Below are 16,145 nucleotides of genomic sequence, written 5' to 3'. Positions count from 1 at the left end.
CATGGACTGGCTGGTCACGATCGCGCAGTTTCTCGTCAATGAGATTTTGAGCGTTCCCGCGTATCTCATCGGTCTCATCACGGCGGCCGGTCTGCTGGCCCTGAAGAAGTCGGCGGGGCAGATCGTCGGCGGTGCCATCAAGGCCACGCTGGGTTTTCTGCTGATCGGCGCGGGCGCGGGGCTGGTCGTCAGCTCGCTGGCGCCCCTGGGCGAGATGATCCAGGGCGCCACCGGAGCGCACGGGGTGATCCCCACCAACGAGGCGATCGTCGGTATCGCACAGGACAAGTTCGGTGCCCGCGTCGCCTGGCTGATGATCGTCGGGTTCGGGCTCGGCCTGCTGCTGGCCCGCTTCACCCCGCTGCGTTATGTCTTCCTGACGGGCCACCACATGCTCTTCATGGCGACGCTGCTGACCATGGTGCTGGCGACCGCGGGGCTGTCCGGCTGGGGCGTGGTGACGGTCGGCGGTGTGCTGCTGGGCATCCTGCTCGTCTCGATGCCCGCCTTCGCCCACCCCTGGACCAAGCGCATCACCGGCAACAACAGCATCGCCATCGGCCACTTCGGGACGGCCGGCTATGTGACGGCCGGCGCGGTGGGGCAGCTGGTCGGCAAGCGCAGTCGCAGCACCGAGGAGATGAAGTTGCCCGAGGGGCTGCGCTTCCTGCGCGACTCGATGGTCGCCACGGCGCTGTCCATGCTGCTCATCTACATGATCATGGCGATTCTCCACGTCGTCGAAGCCGGCCGGGCCACGGCCTTCAAGGCGTTCGCCGCCGACAGCGGCGAAGCCGCCACCGGCCTCGGCAACTATCTGATGCAGGCCGTCATGCAGGGTCTGCAGTTCGGCATCGCGGTCGCCGTCATCCTCTTCGGCGTCCGCACCATCCTCGGCGAGCTCGTCCCGGCCTTCCAGGGGATCGCGCAGAAGGTCGTGCCCGGCGCCGTGCCGGCGCTGGACGCGCCCATCGTCTTCCCGTACGCGCAGAACGCGGTGCTCGTCGGCTTCCTCTCCAGCTTCGTGGGCGGCCTGTGCACGCTCGCCCTGCTCGCCTGGGTGCTCAACCCGGCCTTCGGGCTCGCGCTGGTGCTGCCCGGGCTGGTGCCGCACTTCTTCACCGGTGGCGCGGCCGGCGTCTACGGGAACGCGACCGGCGGCAGGCGGGGCGCCGCGCTCGGCGCCTTCTGCAACGGCATCCTCATCACGCTGCTGCCCGCCGTGCTGCTGAAGGTGCTGGGCACCTTCGGGGAGGCGAACACGACGTTCGGGGACGCCGACTTCGGCTGGTTCGGCTCCCTCATCGGCTTCGCCGGCAAGGCGGGCGCGACGGGCGGCATCGTGCTGATGCTCGCCACCGGGGCCGTGGTGCTGGCGGGCGCCGTCCTGGTGCAGAAGCGGGTCGTCGAACCCGGCTGGGACCCCGGGGCACGCCGCGACGTCCTGCTGCCGCCGGGGACGGACGGGGACGGTACGCCGACCTCGCCGACGGACGCCGCGACGGGTGCGGTCCCGCGCCGCTACGCCAAGCTGGCGCCGCCCGCCGGGGCCCCCACGCCGCCTCCGCCGCCCGAGGACTGAACAGACTCCGGGCCGCACCGTGTTCCCCACCCGGTTGTCAGTGCCTGCTGCAAGAATCCCAGCACGACACCACAGCCAGGAAGGGACTGCCATGACTGCGCACTTCGCCACCTCCTCCGACGGCACCGGGATCGCCTTCGAGCGGTTCGGTGACGGCCCGCCCGTCGTCCTGGTCGGCGGCGCGCTCAGCGTCCGCGGCGCCGGTGTGCCGCTCGCCGAGGAGCTGGCGGGCCTGGGGCTGTCCGCGGTGGTGTACGACCGCCGGGGCAGAGGCGACAGCGGCGACACCGAGCCGTACGCGCCCGCACGTGAGGCGGAGGACCTGGCCGCCGTCGTCGCGGCGGTCCGCCGGGAGGAGGACGGGGGCCAGGCGTACGCCTTCGGGATGTCCTCCGGTGGCCTGGTCGTGCTCGAAGGAGCGGCGCGTGGGGCCTCGCTGAGCAGGATCGTCCTCTTCGAACCGCCCTTCACCGGCGCCGCCGGCCAGCCGCAGGACCCGGCGCGGGTGGCACGGCTGGCCGAGCTCGTCGGTCGGGGGGAGCGGGGAGAAGCGGTGTCCCACTTCCTCGCGGAGATCATCGGGCTGCCCCCGCAGGCCGTCGAAGGCGCCCGCCGGTCCCCGGCCTGGGAGGACATGAAGAAGATCGCCCACACGCTGTGCTACGACACCGCACTGCTGGGCGACGCCACGCTGCCGGACGAGACGCTGGCCGCCGTACGAGTGCCCGCCCTCGTGCTGAGCAGCGACGAGAGCACCCCGGTGCTGCAGGAAGCGTCCCGGGCGACGGCCGAGGCGCTGCCGCACGCCGAGTACCGCTCCCTGCCGGGCGCCTTCCACCAGGTTCCCCCCGAGGACCTGGCCCCGGTGGTGCGGGACTTCCTCACCGCCTGAGCCGACCCGTACCGCGGGTGCCCCGACGCGCACGACGGCGGGTGCCCGGCCCTCGCCATGCCCTGGGCGTGCGAGGTCCACTGCCGCGCAACTCGCAACGCCCTGCTCGCATCCGGCCCGCATCGCCCTGCCGACGCGTCGGTACTCGGCAGGGGCAGCGCTGGAGTGATGGGATGCGCACGGGCGGCCGAGAACCGCTCGGGCGAGCAAGGACTCCGCCCCGACCTGCCAGAAGGAGACCGGAATGAGCACCCCTGAGGCCGCCGACGGCGCCGGGAACACCGAGTACGGCCGGAAGGCGTTCAAGAGGTCCAAGAGCCACTTCGCCGACCGGATCACGGCCGACGGACGGGACGGCTGGCCCGTCGAGGCGGGCCGCTACCGGCTGGTGGTCAGCCGCGCGTGCCCGTGGGCCAGCCGCGCCCTGGTCTCGCGGCGGTTGCTCGGCCTGGAGAGCGCGCTCTCGCTGGCCGTCGCCGACCCGATCCAGGACGACCGCAGTTGGCGCTTCACCCTCGACCCCGACGACCGCGACCCGGTGCTCGGCATCCGCTTCCTGCACGAGGCCTACGACAAGCGCGAGACCGACTACCCGGGCGGTGTCAGCGTGCCGGCCGTCGTGGATGTGCCCAGCGGCGAACTGGTCACCAACGACTACCAGCAGATCACCCTCGATCTGGCGACCGAGTGGCGACAACTGCACCGGCCGGGCGCGCCCGACCTCTACCCGGAGGCGCTGCGCGCCGAGATCGACGAGGTGGCCGAGGGCATCTACCGGGACGTCAACAACGGCGTCTACCGGGCCGGCTTCGCCACCACGCAGCAGGACTACGAGACGGCCTACGCCGATGTCTTCCGCCGCCTGGACCTGGTGTCGGAGCGGCTGCGGAACCAGCGCTACCTGGTGGGCGACACCATCACCGAGGCCGACATCCGGCTGTTCACCACGCTGGTGCGGTTCGACGCCGTCTACCACGGTCACTTCAAGTGCAACCGCAACAAGCTGGAGCAGGACCCCGTGCTGTGGGCGTATGCGCGGGACCTGTACCAGACGCCGGGGTTCGGCGACACGGTCGACTTCGACCACATCAAGCGGCACTACTACGTCGTCCACACCGGCGTCAATCCCACCTCGATCGTGCCCGTCGGACCCGACCTGTCCGGCTGGCTCACCCCGCACCACCGTGAGCAACTGGGCGGCCGCCCCTTCGGGGACGGCACCCCGCCCGGCCCCGTTCCGGCCGGCGAGCAGATCCCCGCGGGGCACCGCCCGTGAGCGCACGGCCCGCCCGGAGCGCCGGGCCGTCCTCGTTCCTCAGCGGCCCAGCGGGAAGGTGAGCCACGGCTGCCAGCGGCCTGCCCGGTGGACGACGAGATCGACCGCGTCGATCCGTGCGGTCACCGGCAGCCGCTCGGTCAGCCGTGCCTCGATGTGCCGGTGGATGCGGGCGTCGCCGCTGTTGGCGACCGTCAGATGCGGCTCCAGGTCGCCGAAGAGGCCGCCGTAGGGCGGGTGCGAGGGCCAGCGTTCGACCGCCGCCGCGGTGAGGGCACGCAGCGGCGCCGCGGGCTCCGGCACCAGGTACAGCACCCCCGGGAAGGACCCGCAGCGCTCGAACCGGAGCGTGAACGGCGGGTGCCGGGCGAACAGCGCGGCCAGCGCCGCCCGCTCGGGCGTCCGTATCCGGTCGCGGTGCAGAAAGGGGAACAGCACCGTCAGATGTGCTGTTCCCCCGTGCCGCGCCGCCGTGTCGTACCGCGCCCGCCAGCCGCGGACCAGCGCGTCCGCCTCGGGTACGGGCACGCTCAGCGCTGTCGTGCCGGCCGTGACCGGCCAGCCCTCGTCCGCTTCGGCCGCTTCAGCTGCTTCGTCCGGGCCCGCGCCGGGATCGCCGAGCTCCCTGCTCCCCGTGCCTGCCGTGCTTCCCGTGCCTGCTGTGCTGTCCACGGGCGGCACGCTATCCCCGGCGCCGGGTTCAGGCGCCGGGCACCCGGTCCAGGAAGCCCTTGACCGAGGCGATCCGGCCGTCCTCGGCGAGCGTCAGCACATCGGAGCCCGCAGCCGGGGAGGAGCCGTCCGCGGTGACGACCAGCTCCCAGGAAAAGCGGGCGATGTCATGGTGCCCGTCGACCACCCCGGTCGGCCGGAACTCGCAGCCGGGGAACTGCTCGCGCGCCGCACCGATCGCGGCCGCCAACGCCTCGTGGCCGGACACCTGGGCGAGCGGGTCGGTGTAGGTGCCGTCCTCGGTCCACGCGGCGGCGACGGCCTTGGCGCGGCTCTCGGCGTCCGGCGCGTTCCAGGCGGCGAAGTAGCGCTCGACAGCGGCTTCGTAGGTGTTCATGGCGTACCGTCCTCGGCTCGGTGGGATCCCGCCGGTCGCGTCCGGCGGCGATGCCACGACGATGCCGCCCGAGCCGTCGTCCGGTCGATTACGCGCGGGGTAATCGCCTCACCGGGCGGGCGCGGGCCGAGTTGACGTGATCGCGGCGTGCGGGAAGAGTCCCGCGGGTGGAGATCGACGAACTGACGGAGCCGGAGCGGCGGGTGTGGGAGGCGTTCCCCCGGGGCGGCGCGGTGGACCTCACGGAGGCGGACGGCCGATCGGTACGGGCCCGGGTGCTGCGCTCACTGCTGCTGGCCGCGCCGGAGGAGGACGGGGAGATACCGGCGCTGCGGCTGCGGGGCGCCCGGATCACCGGCGAGCTCAATCTGCACTCCGGCGTCGTCGCGTGCCCGGTGTCGCTGCGGGCGTGCGACTTCGAGGAGACCGTCGTGCTCTACGGCGCGGAGTTCCGGCAGCTCACCATGAGCGAGTGCCGGATGCCGGGGCTGTGGGCGACCACACTGCGCGTGGACGGGTCGCTGCGGCTCAACGACTGCCACATTCCGGGGGCCGTGGCCCTCTCCGGAGCGCGCATCGCGGGAGCGCTGTTCCTGAGCCGCGCGGTACTGGGCACCCCGGCCGCGGACGCGGGCGGGGAGCCGTCCGAACGGCCCGAAGCTCCCTTGAAGTTGGACCACGCGACCATCGGCGAGGATCTGCGGGGCACCCGGCTGACCGTGCACGGCAGATCCCGGCTCGAAGGGCTGGGCGTGGCCGGTCTCGTCCGGCTCGACGACGCCCGGCTGCTGAACCCCGGCGAGACCGCGCTCCATGCCGAGACGCTGACCGTGGGGACCGATCTGCACGCCATGCGGTTGCACGCCGAGGGCCGCGTCAATCTGCGCGGTGTCACCGTTCCCGGCCAGCTCAACCTCGGCTACGCGCGGCTGTCCAACCCGGGCGGCGTCGCCCTGCGCGCGAGCAGCAGCACCGTCGGCGAGTTCTGGCTGCGCGAGGTGCCGCCGGTCGAGGGGGCCGTCAATCTGCGCCGGGCCCGGATCGACATGTTGTACGCCGAGCCTCAGGTGTGGCCCGCGAGCGTGCGCTTCGACGGCCTGACGTACACCACGCTCGCCCCCGCCCTGCCCGCGGCCGAGCGGCTGGAGGTGCTCGGCCGCGACGGTGACGGCTATGTTCCCTCCGCGTACGAGCAGTTGACCGCGGCCTACCGGCACATCGGCGACGACGCCGCGGCGCGTACCGTGCAGCTCGCCAAGCAGCGCAGACACCGCAGGACGCTGTCGCCGCACGGGCGGCTGTGGGGCCATCTGCAGGACGTGACCGTCGGCTACGGTTTCCGTCCCATGCGGGCCGCGGGCTGGCTGGCCGGGCTGCTGCTCCTGGGCGCGCTCACCTTCGGGCTGCATCCGCCGCGCCCGCTCAAGGAGGACGAGGCGCCCGAGTTCAACGCCTTCGCCTACGCCCTCGACCTGCTGCTGCCCATCATCGACTTCGGGCAGGAGAAGGCCTACGCGCCGCAGGGCGGGTACCAGTGGCTGGCCTATCTGTTCATCGTCGCGGGCTGGGTGCTGGCCACCACGTTCGTGACGGGCGTCAACCGCGCCGTGACCCGGTCCTGACCGGGGCACAGGGTGCCGGTCAGGCCCGCCAGACGGTGGTCGTGTTGCAGAACTCGCGGATGCCGTGCCCGGACAGCTCCCGCCCGTAGCCGGAGCGTTTGACGCCGCCGAAGGGCAGGGCCGGATGCGAGGCGGTCATGCCGTTGAAGTAGATGCCGCCCGCCTCCAGATCCTGGGTGAAGCGGTCCATCTCGCACTCGTCCTGCGTCCATACGTTGGAGCTGAGGCCGAACGGGGTGTCGTTGGCGAGCTCGATCGCCTCGTCCGCGTCCCGAACCCGGTAGAGCGAGGCCACCGGGCCGAACGCCTCCTCGCGGTGGATGCGCATCTGCTCGGTGACACCGGTCAGTACGGTCGGCTCGTAGTAGTAGCCCCGCTCGAAACCTTCCGGCCGGCGGCCTCCGCACGGTGCCTGTGCGCCCTGGGTGAGCGCGTCGGTGACCAAGTCCTCGAGATCGTCGCGGCCCTGCTCGCTGGCGAGCGGGCCGACATCCGTGTCGGGCTCCATGGGGTCGCCGACGGTCAGCGCCCGCATGCCCGCCGTGAACCGTTCGGCGAACGCGTCGTAGACGTCGGTGTGGACGATGAAGCGCTTGGCGGCGATGCATGACTGGCCGTTGTTCTGCACACGCGCGGTCACCGCCGTACGCGCCGCAGCGTCGAGGTCGGCCGACGGCATCACCAGGTAGGGGTCGCTGCCGCCGAGTTCGAGGACGGTCTTCTTGACCTCGTCACCCGCGACCGAGGCGACCGAACGGCCGGCGCCCTCGCTGCCGGTGAGGGTCGCGGCGACCACCCGTGGATCCCGCAGCACCGACTCGATGGCGCCGGAGGAGACCAGCAGCGTCTGGAAGCAGCCCGGTGCGAAGCCCGCCCGGTGGAAGAGGTCGCCCAGATAGAGCGCGGTCTGCGGCACGTTCGAGGCGTGCTTGAGGAGCCCGACGTTGCCCGCCATCAGCGCGGGCGCCGCGAACCTGATGACCTGCCAGAGCGGGAAGTTCCACGGCATGACGGCCAGTACCGGGCCCAGCGGACGGTAGCGGACCCTGGCCCACACGGCACCCGAGTCCTCGATGTCGTCGGCGGCCGGGTACTCGGGCGCCAGCAACCCCTCGGCGTTCTCGGCGTACCAGCGCATCGCCTTGACGCACTTGGCGGCCTCCGCCTCGGCGGCGGCCAGGGTCTTGCCCATCTCCGTCGTGATGACGCGCGCGACCCCGCTCGCCTCCCGCTCCAACAGGTCGGCCGCCGAGTTCAGCAGCCGGGCCCGTTCCTCGAACGTGGTGGTGCGGTACGAGCGGAAAGCCGCGGCGGCGTCCGCGAGCCGCTGTTCGATCTCCTCGTCGGACAGCGGGTCGAACGTTTTGAGGGTCTCGCCGTCAGCGGGGTTCACCGTGGCGATCGGCATGGCTTGCGGCCTCTCAGCGGTGCGGGCCGGCCGTGGCCGGCCCTGGTGGGGGGTCTTCAGGATTCCGTGGCGGGCGGAACGTCCTCGGGGTCGTAGTCGTCCACACCGGCGTCGACCCGCTCCTGCTCCGTGCGCTTGGCCAGCGCCTCGTCATCGGGTTTGTCCGGCATACCGCCGTGTATCCGGCGTTCCTCCGGCCCACGGATCTGGTCGGGCTCACTTCCTGCCTGGTCCGGCTGGCGCTTGGACATCTCCAGCTCCTCACCTCAGGTAGGGGCATTCAGGTCTGTTCGGGCAATTCCCTCTCTCCAGGGAACACCCATCCGCCCGGTCACACCAAGCGGAGCAGGGCACGTTCGACAGCTCTTGATCGTTTCTGTGCTGCAGGTCGTGTCCGGGCCTCCCGCGTCGGCGGCGGCCCTTTGCCAGGACGCGGCAGTCATCGCCGTCACAAGGAGTACCCATGACAGAACGGAGCGCCGCGGCGCACCCCGCAGCACAGGTCCGCCCCGCCGGGCCGAAGGACGTCCCCGTCGCGCTGCGCACCCTCACGCGCGCGTTCGCCGACTACGCCTTCACCCGCCACGTCGTCGCCGCCGACGGCCACCTGCAGCGCGTCGCCCGCTTCCAGGAGCTCTTCCTGACCCGGATCGGCATACCGTACGGGCAGGTATGGGTGGCGGACGGCGGGCAGGCCGTCGCGGTGTGGACGACGCCCGACCGCGACCCGTCCCCCGGCTTCGCCGAGGTCGGCCCGCAGCTGGAGGAACTGGCCGGTGACCGCGCCTTCGCCTTCGAGTCCGCGGAGCGGGCGCTGACGCCGCACCGCCCGGCCGAACCCGCGTGGTTCCTCGCCACGGTCGGTGTCGACCCCGCCGCACAGGGCGGCGGCCTCGGCAGTGCCGTCGTACGCGCCGGTCTCGAAGCCGCCGACCTGGCCGGGCAGCCCGCCTTCCTGGAGACCTCCGCCGAACGGAATGTGGCCTTCTACCAGCGTCTCGGCTTCACCGTCACGGCCGAGGTCGACCTGCCCGACGGCGGACCGCGCACCTGGGCGATGCTGCGGCGGCCCGGCGCCGAGCCCGCCGGCGGCTGAGCCGCCGGGGCACGCGCGGCCCGGCGCGGCCGTGTCCCGCGGCGCCGTCACGCGTTCGCCGACGCCGCGCTGATCCCGCTCAGTGTCGAGCCCGGGTCCCGCTCGACCGCCAGGTCGCCCAGGGCCACGACGCCCACCGCCTCCGAGCCCTCCACCACCGGCAGCCGGCGCAGCGCGTGGCGGCGCATGAGTTCGACGGCACGGCCCGTGTCGTCGTCGGGGGAGACCTTCACCAACTGGGGGCTGCACACCTCGCGCACCGTCGTGTGCAGCGGGTCGCGCCCCTCGGCCAGCACCCGAACGGTCAGATCACGGTCGGTGACCAGCCCTCGTAGCTCGTCGCGCTCGGTCACCAGCACCGCGCCGATGTCCTCGTCGCGCATCCGCTGCGCGACCTCACCGACACCGGTGAGGGTGCCGACCGCGACCGGGGCCGGCGTCATGATGTCGCGCACCCGCTGTGTCATCCCCGTACTCCTTCCGACCGGGCGGCGGCTCCCGCAGCCGCCGCGGGAGGTTCCGGGTACCCCGCACCGCCGCCGCCACGCCGGGCGTCTGCCCCGGCCGAAAGGGGGTACTAGGGTCGCCGACATGACGCACGTGGCCCCAACTCAGCAGGACGCCCGGCGGGACGGCCCGGACGGCACAGAGCCCTGGGCGCTTCGGGAGTACGCCTTCCTCGGCGACGGCGAACGCGGCGCGCTGGTCTCCCCGCGCGGCGAGCTGGTATGGCTGTGCGCGCCGCGCTGGGACAGCGACGCCGTCTTCTCGCAACTCATCGGCGGCCAGGGCCAGTACACCGTGCGACCCGCCGACCACTGGCAGATCAGCGGCGGCTTCTACGAGAACGGCGCACTCGTGCGGGTCACCAGGTGGGTGACCTCCCGGGCCGTCTTCCTCACCCGCGAGGCGCTCGCCCTGCCCTCGGACCCGGAACGGCTCGTGCTGCTGCGCCAGGTGAGCGTCGAGCGGGCCCCGGCCTCCGGCGCGGGCGTGGCCATGGTGCTCGATCCCAGGCCCGGTTTCGGGCACGCTCCACTGAGCGGCTGGCAGCGGGCCGAGGAGCCGACCGGGCCCGGCGGGAGCACGCCGGTGTGGACGGCCACCGGCGGCGGACTGCGCGTGCGCTGGTCCGGGGCACCGGAGGCGCGGCCGGACGTGGACGGCGCGCTGCGCGGCACCTTCACACTGCGCGAGGGCGAGCAGCGCGACCTCGTCCTGGAGATCAGCACCGAGCGCGCCGCCAGCACCGGCAGCCTGGAGGCGCGCGGCCTGTGGGAGGAGACGCAACGCCGCTGGCGGCAGGTCGTGCCCGACTGCGACAGCACCATCGCCCCCGGCGACGCCCGGAAGGCCTACGCCGTACTGCACGGGCTGACCAGCAACGCGGGTGGCATGGTGGCGGCGGCCACCACCTCGCTGCCCGAGCACGCGGGCGAGGGCCGCAACTACGACTACCGCTACGCCTGGCTGCGCGACCAGTCCTACGCGGGCATCGCCGTGGCCGCGCACGGGCCGCATCCGCTGCTGGACAGCGCCTGCGACTTCGTCACCGCCCGGATCCTGGAGGACGGCGACGCGCTGCGCCCCGCCTACACCGTCACGGGCGGACCCGTTCCCGGCGAGCGCAGCCTGGGGTTGCGCGGGTACCCGGGCGGCAGCGACCGGGTGGGCAACCACGCCGGCCGGCAGTTCCAGCTGGACACCTTCGGCGAGGTCCTCCAGCTCTACGCCGCGGCCGCCCCCTACGGACACCTGGAGGACCGGGACGTCCGGCGCGCCGTCGATGTCGCCGTCACCGCTGTCGAGCGCAACTGGGAGCGCCCCGAAGCGGGGCTGTGGGAGCTGGAGGAGCGGTGGTGGACGCACTCGCGGCTCAGCGTGGTGACCGGACTGCGCGCGCTGGCGGCCCGGCTGCCCGAACGCGAGGCCGCGCGCCCGCGCGCACTGGCCGAGACGGTGCTGGCCCGGACCCGGGCCCGCTGCCTGCGCCCCGACGGGGTGTGGGCCCGTGCCGCCGACGACCCCTCGGTGGACGCCGGTGTCCTGCTGCCGCTGGCCCGCGGCTGCCTGCCCGGCGCCGATCCGAGTGCGAGACGCACCGTCGCCGCCGTACAGCGGGAACTGGCCGAGGACGGATATGTCTACCGCTTCCGCCACGACGGCCGCCCCCTCGCCGAGGCCGAGGGCGCCTTCCTGCTGTGCGGCTTCATGATGTCGCTGGTCACCCATCACCTCGGCGACCGCCCCGCCGCCTACCGCTGGTTCGAGCGCAACCGCGCCGCCTACGGGCCACCGGGGCTGTACGCCGAGGAGTTCGACGTCGAACAGCGCCAGCTGCGGGGCAATCTGCCCCAGGCGTTCGTGCACGCGCTGATGCTGGAGAACGCGGTGCGGCTCGCCGGGTGAGCGTGCGCTGCGGCGCGGGGCGTACGCCCGTCGGTCCGCCGGCACCGGGGGGAGCGCGGTGCGGCCCCGCGAGAGTGTTTCTCGCCACTTGCGAGCCGACCTCGTGGCAGCTGAACGTACCCTCGTGACCAGCCTGTCCCGGCAGGGCCGGGTGGCCGTGCGAGCGACGAGGATGATGTCCGTGGATGCCAGCAGCCGTATCGAAGCGGTGTACGCCGAGGTTCTGCGCCGAAACCCCGGAGAACCCGAGTTCCATCAGGCCGTGCGGGAGGTGCTGCACAGTCTGGAGCCGGTGCTGCGCAAGTACCCCGAACGCGCCGAGCCGAAGCTGGTGGAGCGGCTGGTGGAGCCCGAGCGGCAGGTCATCTTCCGGGTTCCGTGGACCGACGACGCGGGTGAGGTGCACGTCAACCGCGGCTTCCGGGTGGAGTTCAGCAGTGCGCTGGGCCCGTACAAGGGCGGGCTGCGCTTCGTGCCGCAACTGTCGCTGGGCACCGTCAAGTTCCTCGCCTTCGAACAGATCTTCAAGAACGCGCTGACCGGACTGGGCATCGGCGCGGGCAAGGGCGGCGCCGACTTCGACCCCAAGGGCCGCAGCGACGCGGAGGTGATGCGCTTCTGCCAGTCCTTCATGACGGAGCTGCACCGCCACCTCGGCGAGCACACCGACGTGCCCGCCGGCGACATCGGCGTCGGCTCCCGGGAGATCGGTTACCTCTTCGGCCAGTACAAGCGGCTGACCAACCGCTTCGAGGCGGGAGCGCTCACCGGCAAGGGCATCGGCTGGGGCGGCTCGCACGCCCGTACGGAGGCCACCGGGTACGGCACCGTCCACTTCGTCCGCGAGATGCTCGCCACCCGTGGCGAGGACCTGGCCGGGCATCGCGTCGTCCTCTCCGGGGCCGGCAACGTGTCCCTCTTCGCCGTGGAGAAGGCCCAGGCGCTCGGCGCCCTGGTCGTCGCCTGTTCCGACTCCTCCGGCTATGTCGTGGACGAGGCGGGCCTCGACCTCGAACTGCTCAAGGAGATCAAGCTGGAGCGCCGCGGACGGCTGGACACCTACGCCGAGGCACGCCCCGGCGCCCACTTCAGCACCCGCGGCTCGGTGTACGACGTGCCGTGCGACATCGCCCTGCCGTGCGCGACACAGAACGAGCTGACCGAGGAGCACGCCGTGAGCCTCGTCAAGAACGGGGTCAAGGTCGTCGCCGAGGGCGCCAACATGCCCTGCACCCCGGAGGCCGTCGGAGTGCTGCGCGAGGCAGGCGTCCGCTACGGCCCGGGCAAGGCGGCCAACGCGGGCGGTGTGGCCACCTCCGCGCTGGAGATGCAGCAGAACGCCGCCCGCGAGTCGTGGACGTTCCCGGAGGCCGAGTCCCGGCTGGCCGCGGTGATGCGGACGATCCACACCGAATGCGTCGCCGCCGCCGACGAGTTCGGTAGCGCCGACGACTACGTCCTCGGTGCCAACGCGGCCGGCTTCCACCGGGTGGCCGAGGCGATGCGGAGTCAGGGCGTGGTGTAGCGGGAGGGGGTGCCCCTTGCTCGCCGTCGCGGGCTGAAGGTGTGTTTCTGGCTGGTCGCGCAGTTCCCCGCGCCCCTGACGGGGCACCCGCAGCACCCATGCGGGGTCAGCGGATGCGATGCCTTGCGATGTGGCGGGCCGGGAACGTCGTGGGGGCCGCCCGCAATTGGTCGAGGGTGCGGTGCGCGAACGTCACGCCGGACTCGGCGATCTCGTGCAGCGGCGCCAGAAAGCGCACCGCCTCATGGCGCTCCGCGCCGGCGGCGACGCGGGCCCGCAACCCCGCCTCGCTCAGCCGCAAGAGCTCGGCCGCGATCTCCCGTACCGGGCGTCCCGCAATCTCGGCGTCCAGCCCGCGGCAGGCGATGTCGCGCAGCGCCGCACGGTGCTCGTCGGGGCCGATGTCGCGCAGCAGTTCCCAGGCCGCGGCGCGGGCCGGCGGGTGGTAGCTGAGCCCGGTCCAGAACGCGGGCACCGAGCCCAGAGCGCTGAACGGCGGGCCGTCCACGGCGCGCAGTTCCAAGGTCTCGCGCAGCCGCACGTCGGAGAAGACCTGCGACAGATGCGCCCGCCAGTCGGCGAGCCGGGGTCTGCTGCCGTCCCCGAAGCCCTGCCGCAGCAGCGTGCCGAACGGCACCCGGGGCGCCGCGCGCCGACCGCCGTCCGGTGCCGCACGGTGGATCATCGGCAGATTCAGCGCCCAGTCGATGAACATCTCCACATCGACGTCCTCGCGCAGCATCATCGGTACGACGCCGGTGCGGGCCGGGTCCGTGCGGCTGAGGTAGTCCATCCGCCGGGACAGCTGCCCGCACGGACGGCCGCCCTCCAGCGGCGCGTTGACGAACAGCGCGGCTGCCGGGGTGGAGGCGGCGGCCTGGACCCGCAGCTTCTCCCGCAGATCATCGAACGAGGTGAAGTCGAGCGAGACCTGCGTCGAGAGGGCCAGCGACATCACCTGCACCCCGCCGGCGCCCGGCTTCCCCAGGCTCTCGAAGTGGCGCCGCATCAGCGGGGTCCGCGAGTGCGGCACCCACCGCACCTCTTCCGGAGCCGTGAACGGGTACTGGCCCCCGGGCACCAGGGCGAAGCCGAACCGGCGTGCCGCCGCCGCCAGTCGGCGCAGCGCACGGTCCGTCACCTCGGCCAGCTCGGTCACATCGGAGCACGGCGGGGAGGAGAACTCCACGGCCCCGCCGTGTTCCAGCGAGACCGTGCCGCCCTCCGGGAGCCGCACCGCCACCAGGGCCGCGCGATCGTACCGGGGCACGGCGCCCGGCCGCTCGGCGGCAAGGTGCTCCAGCAGCGCACGGACTCCGAACGGCCCCTCGTACGGCACCGCGGCACCGGTGGCAGGGTCCAGCGCCGCGGTCTCGACCTCCATACCGACCAGCTCGCCGGCGCCACCGGGCCCGGCCCCGGACTCGTCGGGGCTCTTCTCGAAGACCTGGCGCAGCTCGGCCCGGGAGAGTGACGGGGTGACGGGGGCGAGAGCCATGACGCACCTCGGGAGAGTCGGCCAAGCGGTCGTCGGACGGGAGAAACGGAACCATCCCGCCGCCTCATCCGGCGGGTACCCCCGGCGCGCTACCGCAACAGCCAACCCCTTCAGGTGACGTCGCGCCCGGCTTTCCCGCACCGGGGCGCCCGCACACGGCCGGCTGCGCCCTCACACCAGCCAGGCGCCCGTCGTGACCAGCCCGAGGGTCGCCCCGGCGGCCGTCTGCGCCACCGTGTGGTACCTCAACGCGATCCGCGACCAGCACACGGCCACGACCAACGGGCCGGCGCCCGGCAGCCACCACACCGAGTGCACCACCGCCAGCATCGCCACCACCGCCGCGGCCACCGCGGCGTCCACGCTGATCTTCCAGACGGTGTTCACCGTCAGCAGGCCCACCGTCATCACCCACAGTGCGACCATCGCGATCAGGATGTCCCGCGGCGCCCGTCCCAGGACCATCACCAGCGCCCCCAGCCCCACCGAGCCGAGGATCACCAGGAAGATCGGCAGCCGCTGCGTCCGGTCGACCACATGCCGGTCGCCCCAGGTGCCGCGTCTTCGCTCCCACTCGATGTACGAGGCCGGCACGATGCCCGCACACAGCGCCGCGAACAGCCCCCAGGGGACGCCCGTCCAGTTGCCCGCCGCCGCGACTCCCAGCCCGGTCAGTCCCGCGAGCAACGCGTTGCGGGGCTGAAGGACGTCGGTGACCAGGCGTGCGGTTCTCACGGTGCGGGCTCCTCGTGGACAACGGCGGGCCCGCCGCGAGCGGCGCGGCGGGCGCCACCACCGTAGCCGGGCCCGCCGGCCGCGAGCCGGGCGCGGCTGCCGCAGGGGCGGCCTCTACCACCGCACAGCGGTGAAGTCGACGGGCCGCGGCCGCAGGGTGGCCACGCGCCGGACCAGCCGCCGCATCCGCAGCGCCATCTCGGCCGCGGGCAGCCGCTTGCGCCCGCCATGGCCCGGCAGCAGCCACTCGAAGCGCAGCTCGTCCGCAACCCGTGCCAGCGAGGCGGCCAGCTCCTCGATGGAGTACCAGGTGACGCTCTGGGCGACCTCCAGATCGTCCAGCGTCCGCGCCCAGTAGAAGCTGTCCCCGCTGAAGCAGTAGCGCTCGTCGGCGAGGTAGAGCACGCTGCCGCGCGTATGGCCGGGCAGCGGTACGGCGCGCACCCCCTCGGCGATGTCCGTGGGCGCCGTGCCACGCAGCACCTGGTCGGCGTCGGGGGCCGCGTCCAGGTCGCCCTCGTGGATCCACAGCCGGGCGCCCAGCCGGTCCGCCCAGCGGCGGCCGTGCGCCGCGTGGTCCCGGTGGGTGAGCAGCACATCGGTGAACCGGCGGTCCGTCTCGTACCGGCGCGCCAGCGGTTCGCTGAAGCGCGGCGTGTCGACCATCATCCAGCTGCCCGACGGGCGCCGCAGCAGATAGGAGTTGGCGCCCGCGGTGTGCCTGGAGTTGTGCCCGCACAGCAGCACGTGCGCGTCGAGGGCGAGCGGGAAGGGGTCGGGTGCGGCCGGATCCAGCCGTCCACCCGGCGGGCGGATCGAACGGGTGTGGCAGGCGAGCGCGGCGGCCAGCAGCTGGCCGGCCTCCGTCTCGTTCTCCGGTTGCCGGACGAGCTCGGAGCGGCCCTCGCCCTCGCGGACGAGGTCGGGCGCGAGCTGACGGGCCACGTCGCAGTCGGTGCACCGCTCGTCCACGTACCAGCCGGTGCGCCCGGCCTCCTCGGCGCCGACGGTGGTCTCCATGGGAACTCCTCCT

The 16,145-nt window shown here is 73.0% G+C and carries 15 protein-coding genes; 7 read left to right on the top strand and 8 right to left on the bottom strand.

Annotated elements, in window-relative coordinates:
• Window position 1 precedes the first annotated feature (1 nt).
• The 3 genes from ulaA (at window position 2) to JW613_RS00995 (ending at window position 3,750) form a co-directional block, all read left to right on the top strand.
• Entirely contained in the window at window positions 2-1,582 is a 1,581-nt protein-coding gene (gene ulaA / locus JW613_RS01005) for a PTS ascorbate transporter subunit IIC (protein WP_209208770.1), read from the top strand.
• 91 nt (window positions 1,583-1,673) lie between these two features.
• The gene (locus JW613_RS01000; protein ID WP_209208769.1) at window positions 1,674-2,474 is read left to right on the top strand and encodes an alpha/beta fold hydrolase; all 801 of its coding nucleotides are present in this window, start codon (window positions 1,674-1,676) and stop codon (window positions 2,472-2,474) included.
• 244 nt (window positions 2,475-2,718) lie between these two features.
• Window positions 2,719-3,750 carry a glutathione S-transferase family protein gene (locus JW613_RS00995; RefSeq protein WP_209208768.1) on the top strand — a complete coding sequence of 344 codons (1,032 nt, stop codon included), beginning with the start codon at window positions 2,719-2,721 and terminating at the stop codon, window positions 3,748-3,750.
• A gap of 39 nt (window positions 3,751-3,789) precedes the next feature.
• Here the strand turns inward: JW613_RS00995 and JW613_RS00990 are convergent, their stop codons facing one another.
• Window positions 3,790-4,422 (bottom strand): 2'-5' RNA ligase family protein, encoded by a 633-nt coding sequence (locus JW613_RS00990; protein WP_372447877.1) that lies wholly within the window; start codon window positions 4,420-4,422, stop codon window positions 3,790-3,792.
• Window positions 4,423-4,450: 28 nt separating this feature from the next.
• A complete protein-coding gene (locus JW613_RS00985) occupies window positions 4,451-4,819 on the bottom strand; it encodes a nuclear transport factor 2 family protein (RefSeq protein ID WP_209208767.1) in 369 nt (122 codons plus the stop codon).
• A 167-nt stretch (window positions 4,820-4,986) separates the two neighbouring features.
• Between JW613_RS00985 and JW613_RS00980 the strand changes: the two genes are divergently transcribed.
• Complete coding sequence (locus tag JW613_RS00980; RefSeq protein ID WP_209208766.1) at window positions 4,987-6,441, top strand: membrane-associated oxidoreductase; 1,455 nt, start codon at window positions 4,987-4,989, stop codon at window positions 6,439-6,441.
• A 19-nt stretch (window positions 6,442-6,460) separates the two neighbouring features.
• Here the strand turns inward: JW613_RS00980 and JW613_RS00975 are convergent, their stop codons facing one another.
• Both JW613_RS00975 and JW613_RS00970 read right to left on the bottom strand, forming a co-directional pair.
• Entirely contained in the window at window positions 6,461-7,849 is a 1,389-nt protein-coding gene (locus tag JW613_RS00975; protein WP_209208765.1) for an NADP-dependent succinic semialdehyde dehydrogenase, read from the bottom strand.
• Between the two features lie 56 nt (window positions 7,850-7,905).
• Entirely contained in the window at window positions 7,906-8,100 is a 195-nt protein-coding gene (locus JW613_RS00970) for a hypothetical protein (protein WP_099885496.1), read from the bottom strand.
• Between the two features lie 212 nt (window positions 8,101-8,312).
• On the opposite strand from JW613_RS00970, the gene JW613_RS00965 reads away from it, so the two are divergent.
• The gene (locus JW613_RS00965; RefSeq protein ID WP_209208764.1) at window positions 8,313-8,945 is read left to right on the top strand and encodes a GNAT family N-acetyltransferase; all 633 of its coding nucleotides are present in this window, start codon (window positions 8,313-8,315) and stop codon (window positions 8,943-8,945) included.
• Window positions 8,946-8,992: 47 nt separating this feature from the next.
• Here the strand turns inward: JW613_RS00965 and JW613_RS00960 are convergent, their stop codons facing one another.
• Complete coding sequence (locus JW613_RS00960) at window positions 8,993-9,412, bottom strand: CBS domain-containing protein (RefSeq protein ID WP_209208763.1); 420 nt, start codon at window positions 9,410-9,412, stop codon at window positions 8,993-8,995.
• Between the two features lie 124 nt (window positions 9,413-9,536).
• Here JW613_RS00960 and JW613_RS00955 point away from each other — a divergent pair, with 124 nt between their 5' ends.
• Both JW613_RS00955 and gdhA read left to right on the top strand, forming a co-directional pair.
• Window positions 9,537-11,354, top strand: a complete 1,818-nt coding sequence (locus tag JW613_RS00955) for a glycoside hydrolase family 15 protein (RefSeq protein ID WP_209208762.1) — start codon at window positions 9,537-9,539, stop codon at window positions 11,352-11,354.
• A gap of 172 nt (window positions 11,355-11,526) precedes the next feature.
• Window positions 11,527-12,879, top strand: a complete 1,353-nt coding sequence (gene gdhA, locus JW613_RS00950; protein WP_099885500.1) for an NADP-specific glutamate dehydrogenase — start codon at window positions 11,527-11,529, stop codon at window positions 12,877-12,879.
• Window positions 12,880-12,985: 106 nt separating this feature from the next.
• Here the strand turns inward: gdhA and JW613_RS00945 are convergent, their stop codons facing one another.
• From JW613_RS00945 to JW613_RS00935, 3 genes are all read right to left on the bottom strand, one after another.
• A complete protein-coding gene (locus JW613_RS00945; protein ID WP_209208761.1) occupies window positions 12,986-14,377 on the bottom strand; it encodes a glutamate-cysteine ligase family protein in 1,392 nt (463 codons plus the stop codon).
• 171 nt (window positions 14,378-14,548) lie between these two features.
• Window positions 14,549-15,112, bottom strand: coding sequence for a phosphatase PAP2 family protein (locus JW613_RS00940; protein ID WP_209208760.1), 564 nt, complete (start codon window positions 15,110-15,112; stop codon window positions 14,549-14,551).
• Window positions 15,113-15,226: 114 nt separating this feature from the next.
• Window positions 15,227-16,132 carry an MBL fold metallo-hydrolase gene (locus tag JW613_RS00935; RefSeq protein ID WP_209208759.1) on the bottom strand — a complete coding sequence of 302 codons (906 nt, stop codon included), beginning with the start codon at window positions 16,130-16,132 and terminating at the stop codon, window positions 15,227-15,229.
• Window positions 16,133-16,145 lie beyond the last annotated feature (13 nt).

The sequence above is a fragment of the Streptomyces smyrnaeus genome, assembly GCF_017676345.1.
Taxonomy (GTDB): Bacteria; Actinomycetota; Actinomycetes; order Streptomycetales; family Streptomycetaceae; genus Streptomyces; species Streptomyces smyrnaeus.
The sequence above is the reverse complement of the archived record's forward strand: the minus strand, read 5'-3'. Positions and strand labels throughout refer to the sequence as shown.

Excerpts from the sequence above, each read along its gene's own strand:
- JW613_RS00975 (WP_209208765.1), bottom strand. The coding sequence starts at position 7,849 with ATGCCGATCGCCACGGTGAACCCCGCTGACGGCGAGACCCTCAAAACG.
- gdhA (WP_099885500.1), top strand. The coding sequence starts at position 11,527 with ATGATGTCCGTGGATGCCAGCAGCCGTATCGAAGCGGTGTACGCCGAG.
- JW613_RS00945 (WP_209208761.1), bottom strand. The coding sequence starts at position 14,377 with ATGGCTCTCGCCCCCGTCACCCCGTCACTCTCCCGGGCCGAGCTGCGC.
- JW613_RS00960 (WP_209208763.1), bottom strand. The coding sequence starts at position 9,412 with ATGACACAGCGGGTGCGCGACATCATGACGCCGGCCCCGGTCGCGGTC.
- JW613_RS00995 (WP_209208768.1), top strand. The coding sequence starts at position 2,719 with ATGAGCACCCCTGAGGCCGCCGACGGCGCCGGGAACACCGAGTACGGC.
- JW613_RS00955 (WP_209208762.1), top strand. The coding sequence starts at position 9,537 with ATGACGCACGTGGCCCCAACTCAGCAGGACGCCCGGCGGGACGGCCCG.
- JW613_RS00985 (WP_209208767.1), bottom strand. The coding sequence starts at position 4,819 with ATGAACACCTACGAAGCCGCTGTCGAGCGCTACTTCGCCGCCTGGAAC.
- JW613_RS01000 (WP_209208769.1), top strand. The coding sequence starts at position 1,674 with ATGACTGCGCACTTCGCCACCTCCTCCGACGGCACCGGGATCGCCTTC.
- JW613_RS00970 (WP_099885496.1), bottom strand. The coding sequence starts at position 8,100 with ATGTCCAAGCGCCAGCCGGACCAGGCAGGAAGTGAGCCCGACCAGATC.
- ulaA (WP_209208770.1), top strand. The coding sequence starts at position 2 with ATGGACTGGCTGGTCACGATCGCGCAGTTTCTCGTCAATGAGATTTTG.
- JW613_RS00965 (WP_209208764.1), top strand. The coding sequence starts at position 8,313 with ATGACAGAACGGAGCGCCGCGGCGCACCCCGCAGCACAGGTCCGCCCC.
- JW613_RS00935 (WP_209208759.1), bottom strand. The coding sequence starts at position 16,132 with ATGGAGACCACCGTCGGCGCCGAGGAGGCCGGGCGCACCGGCTGGTAC.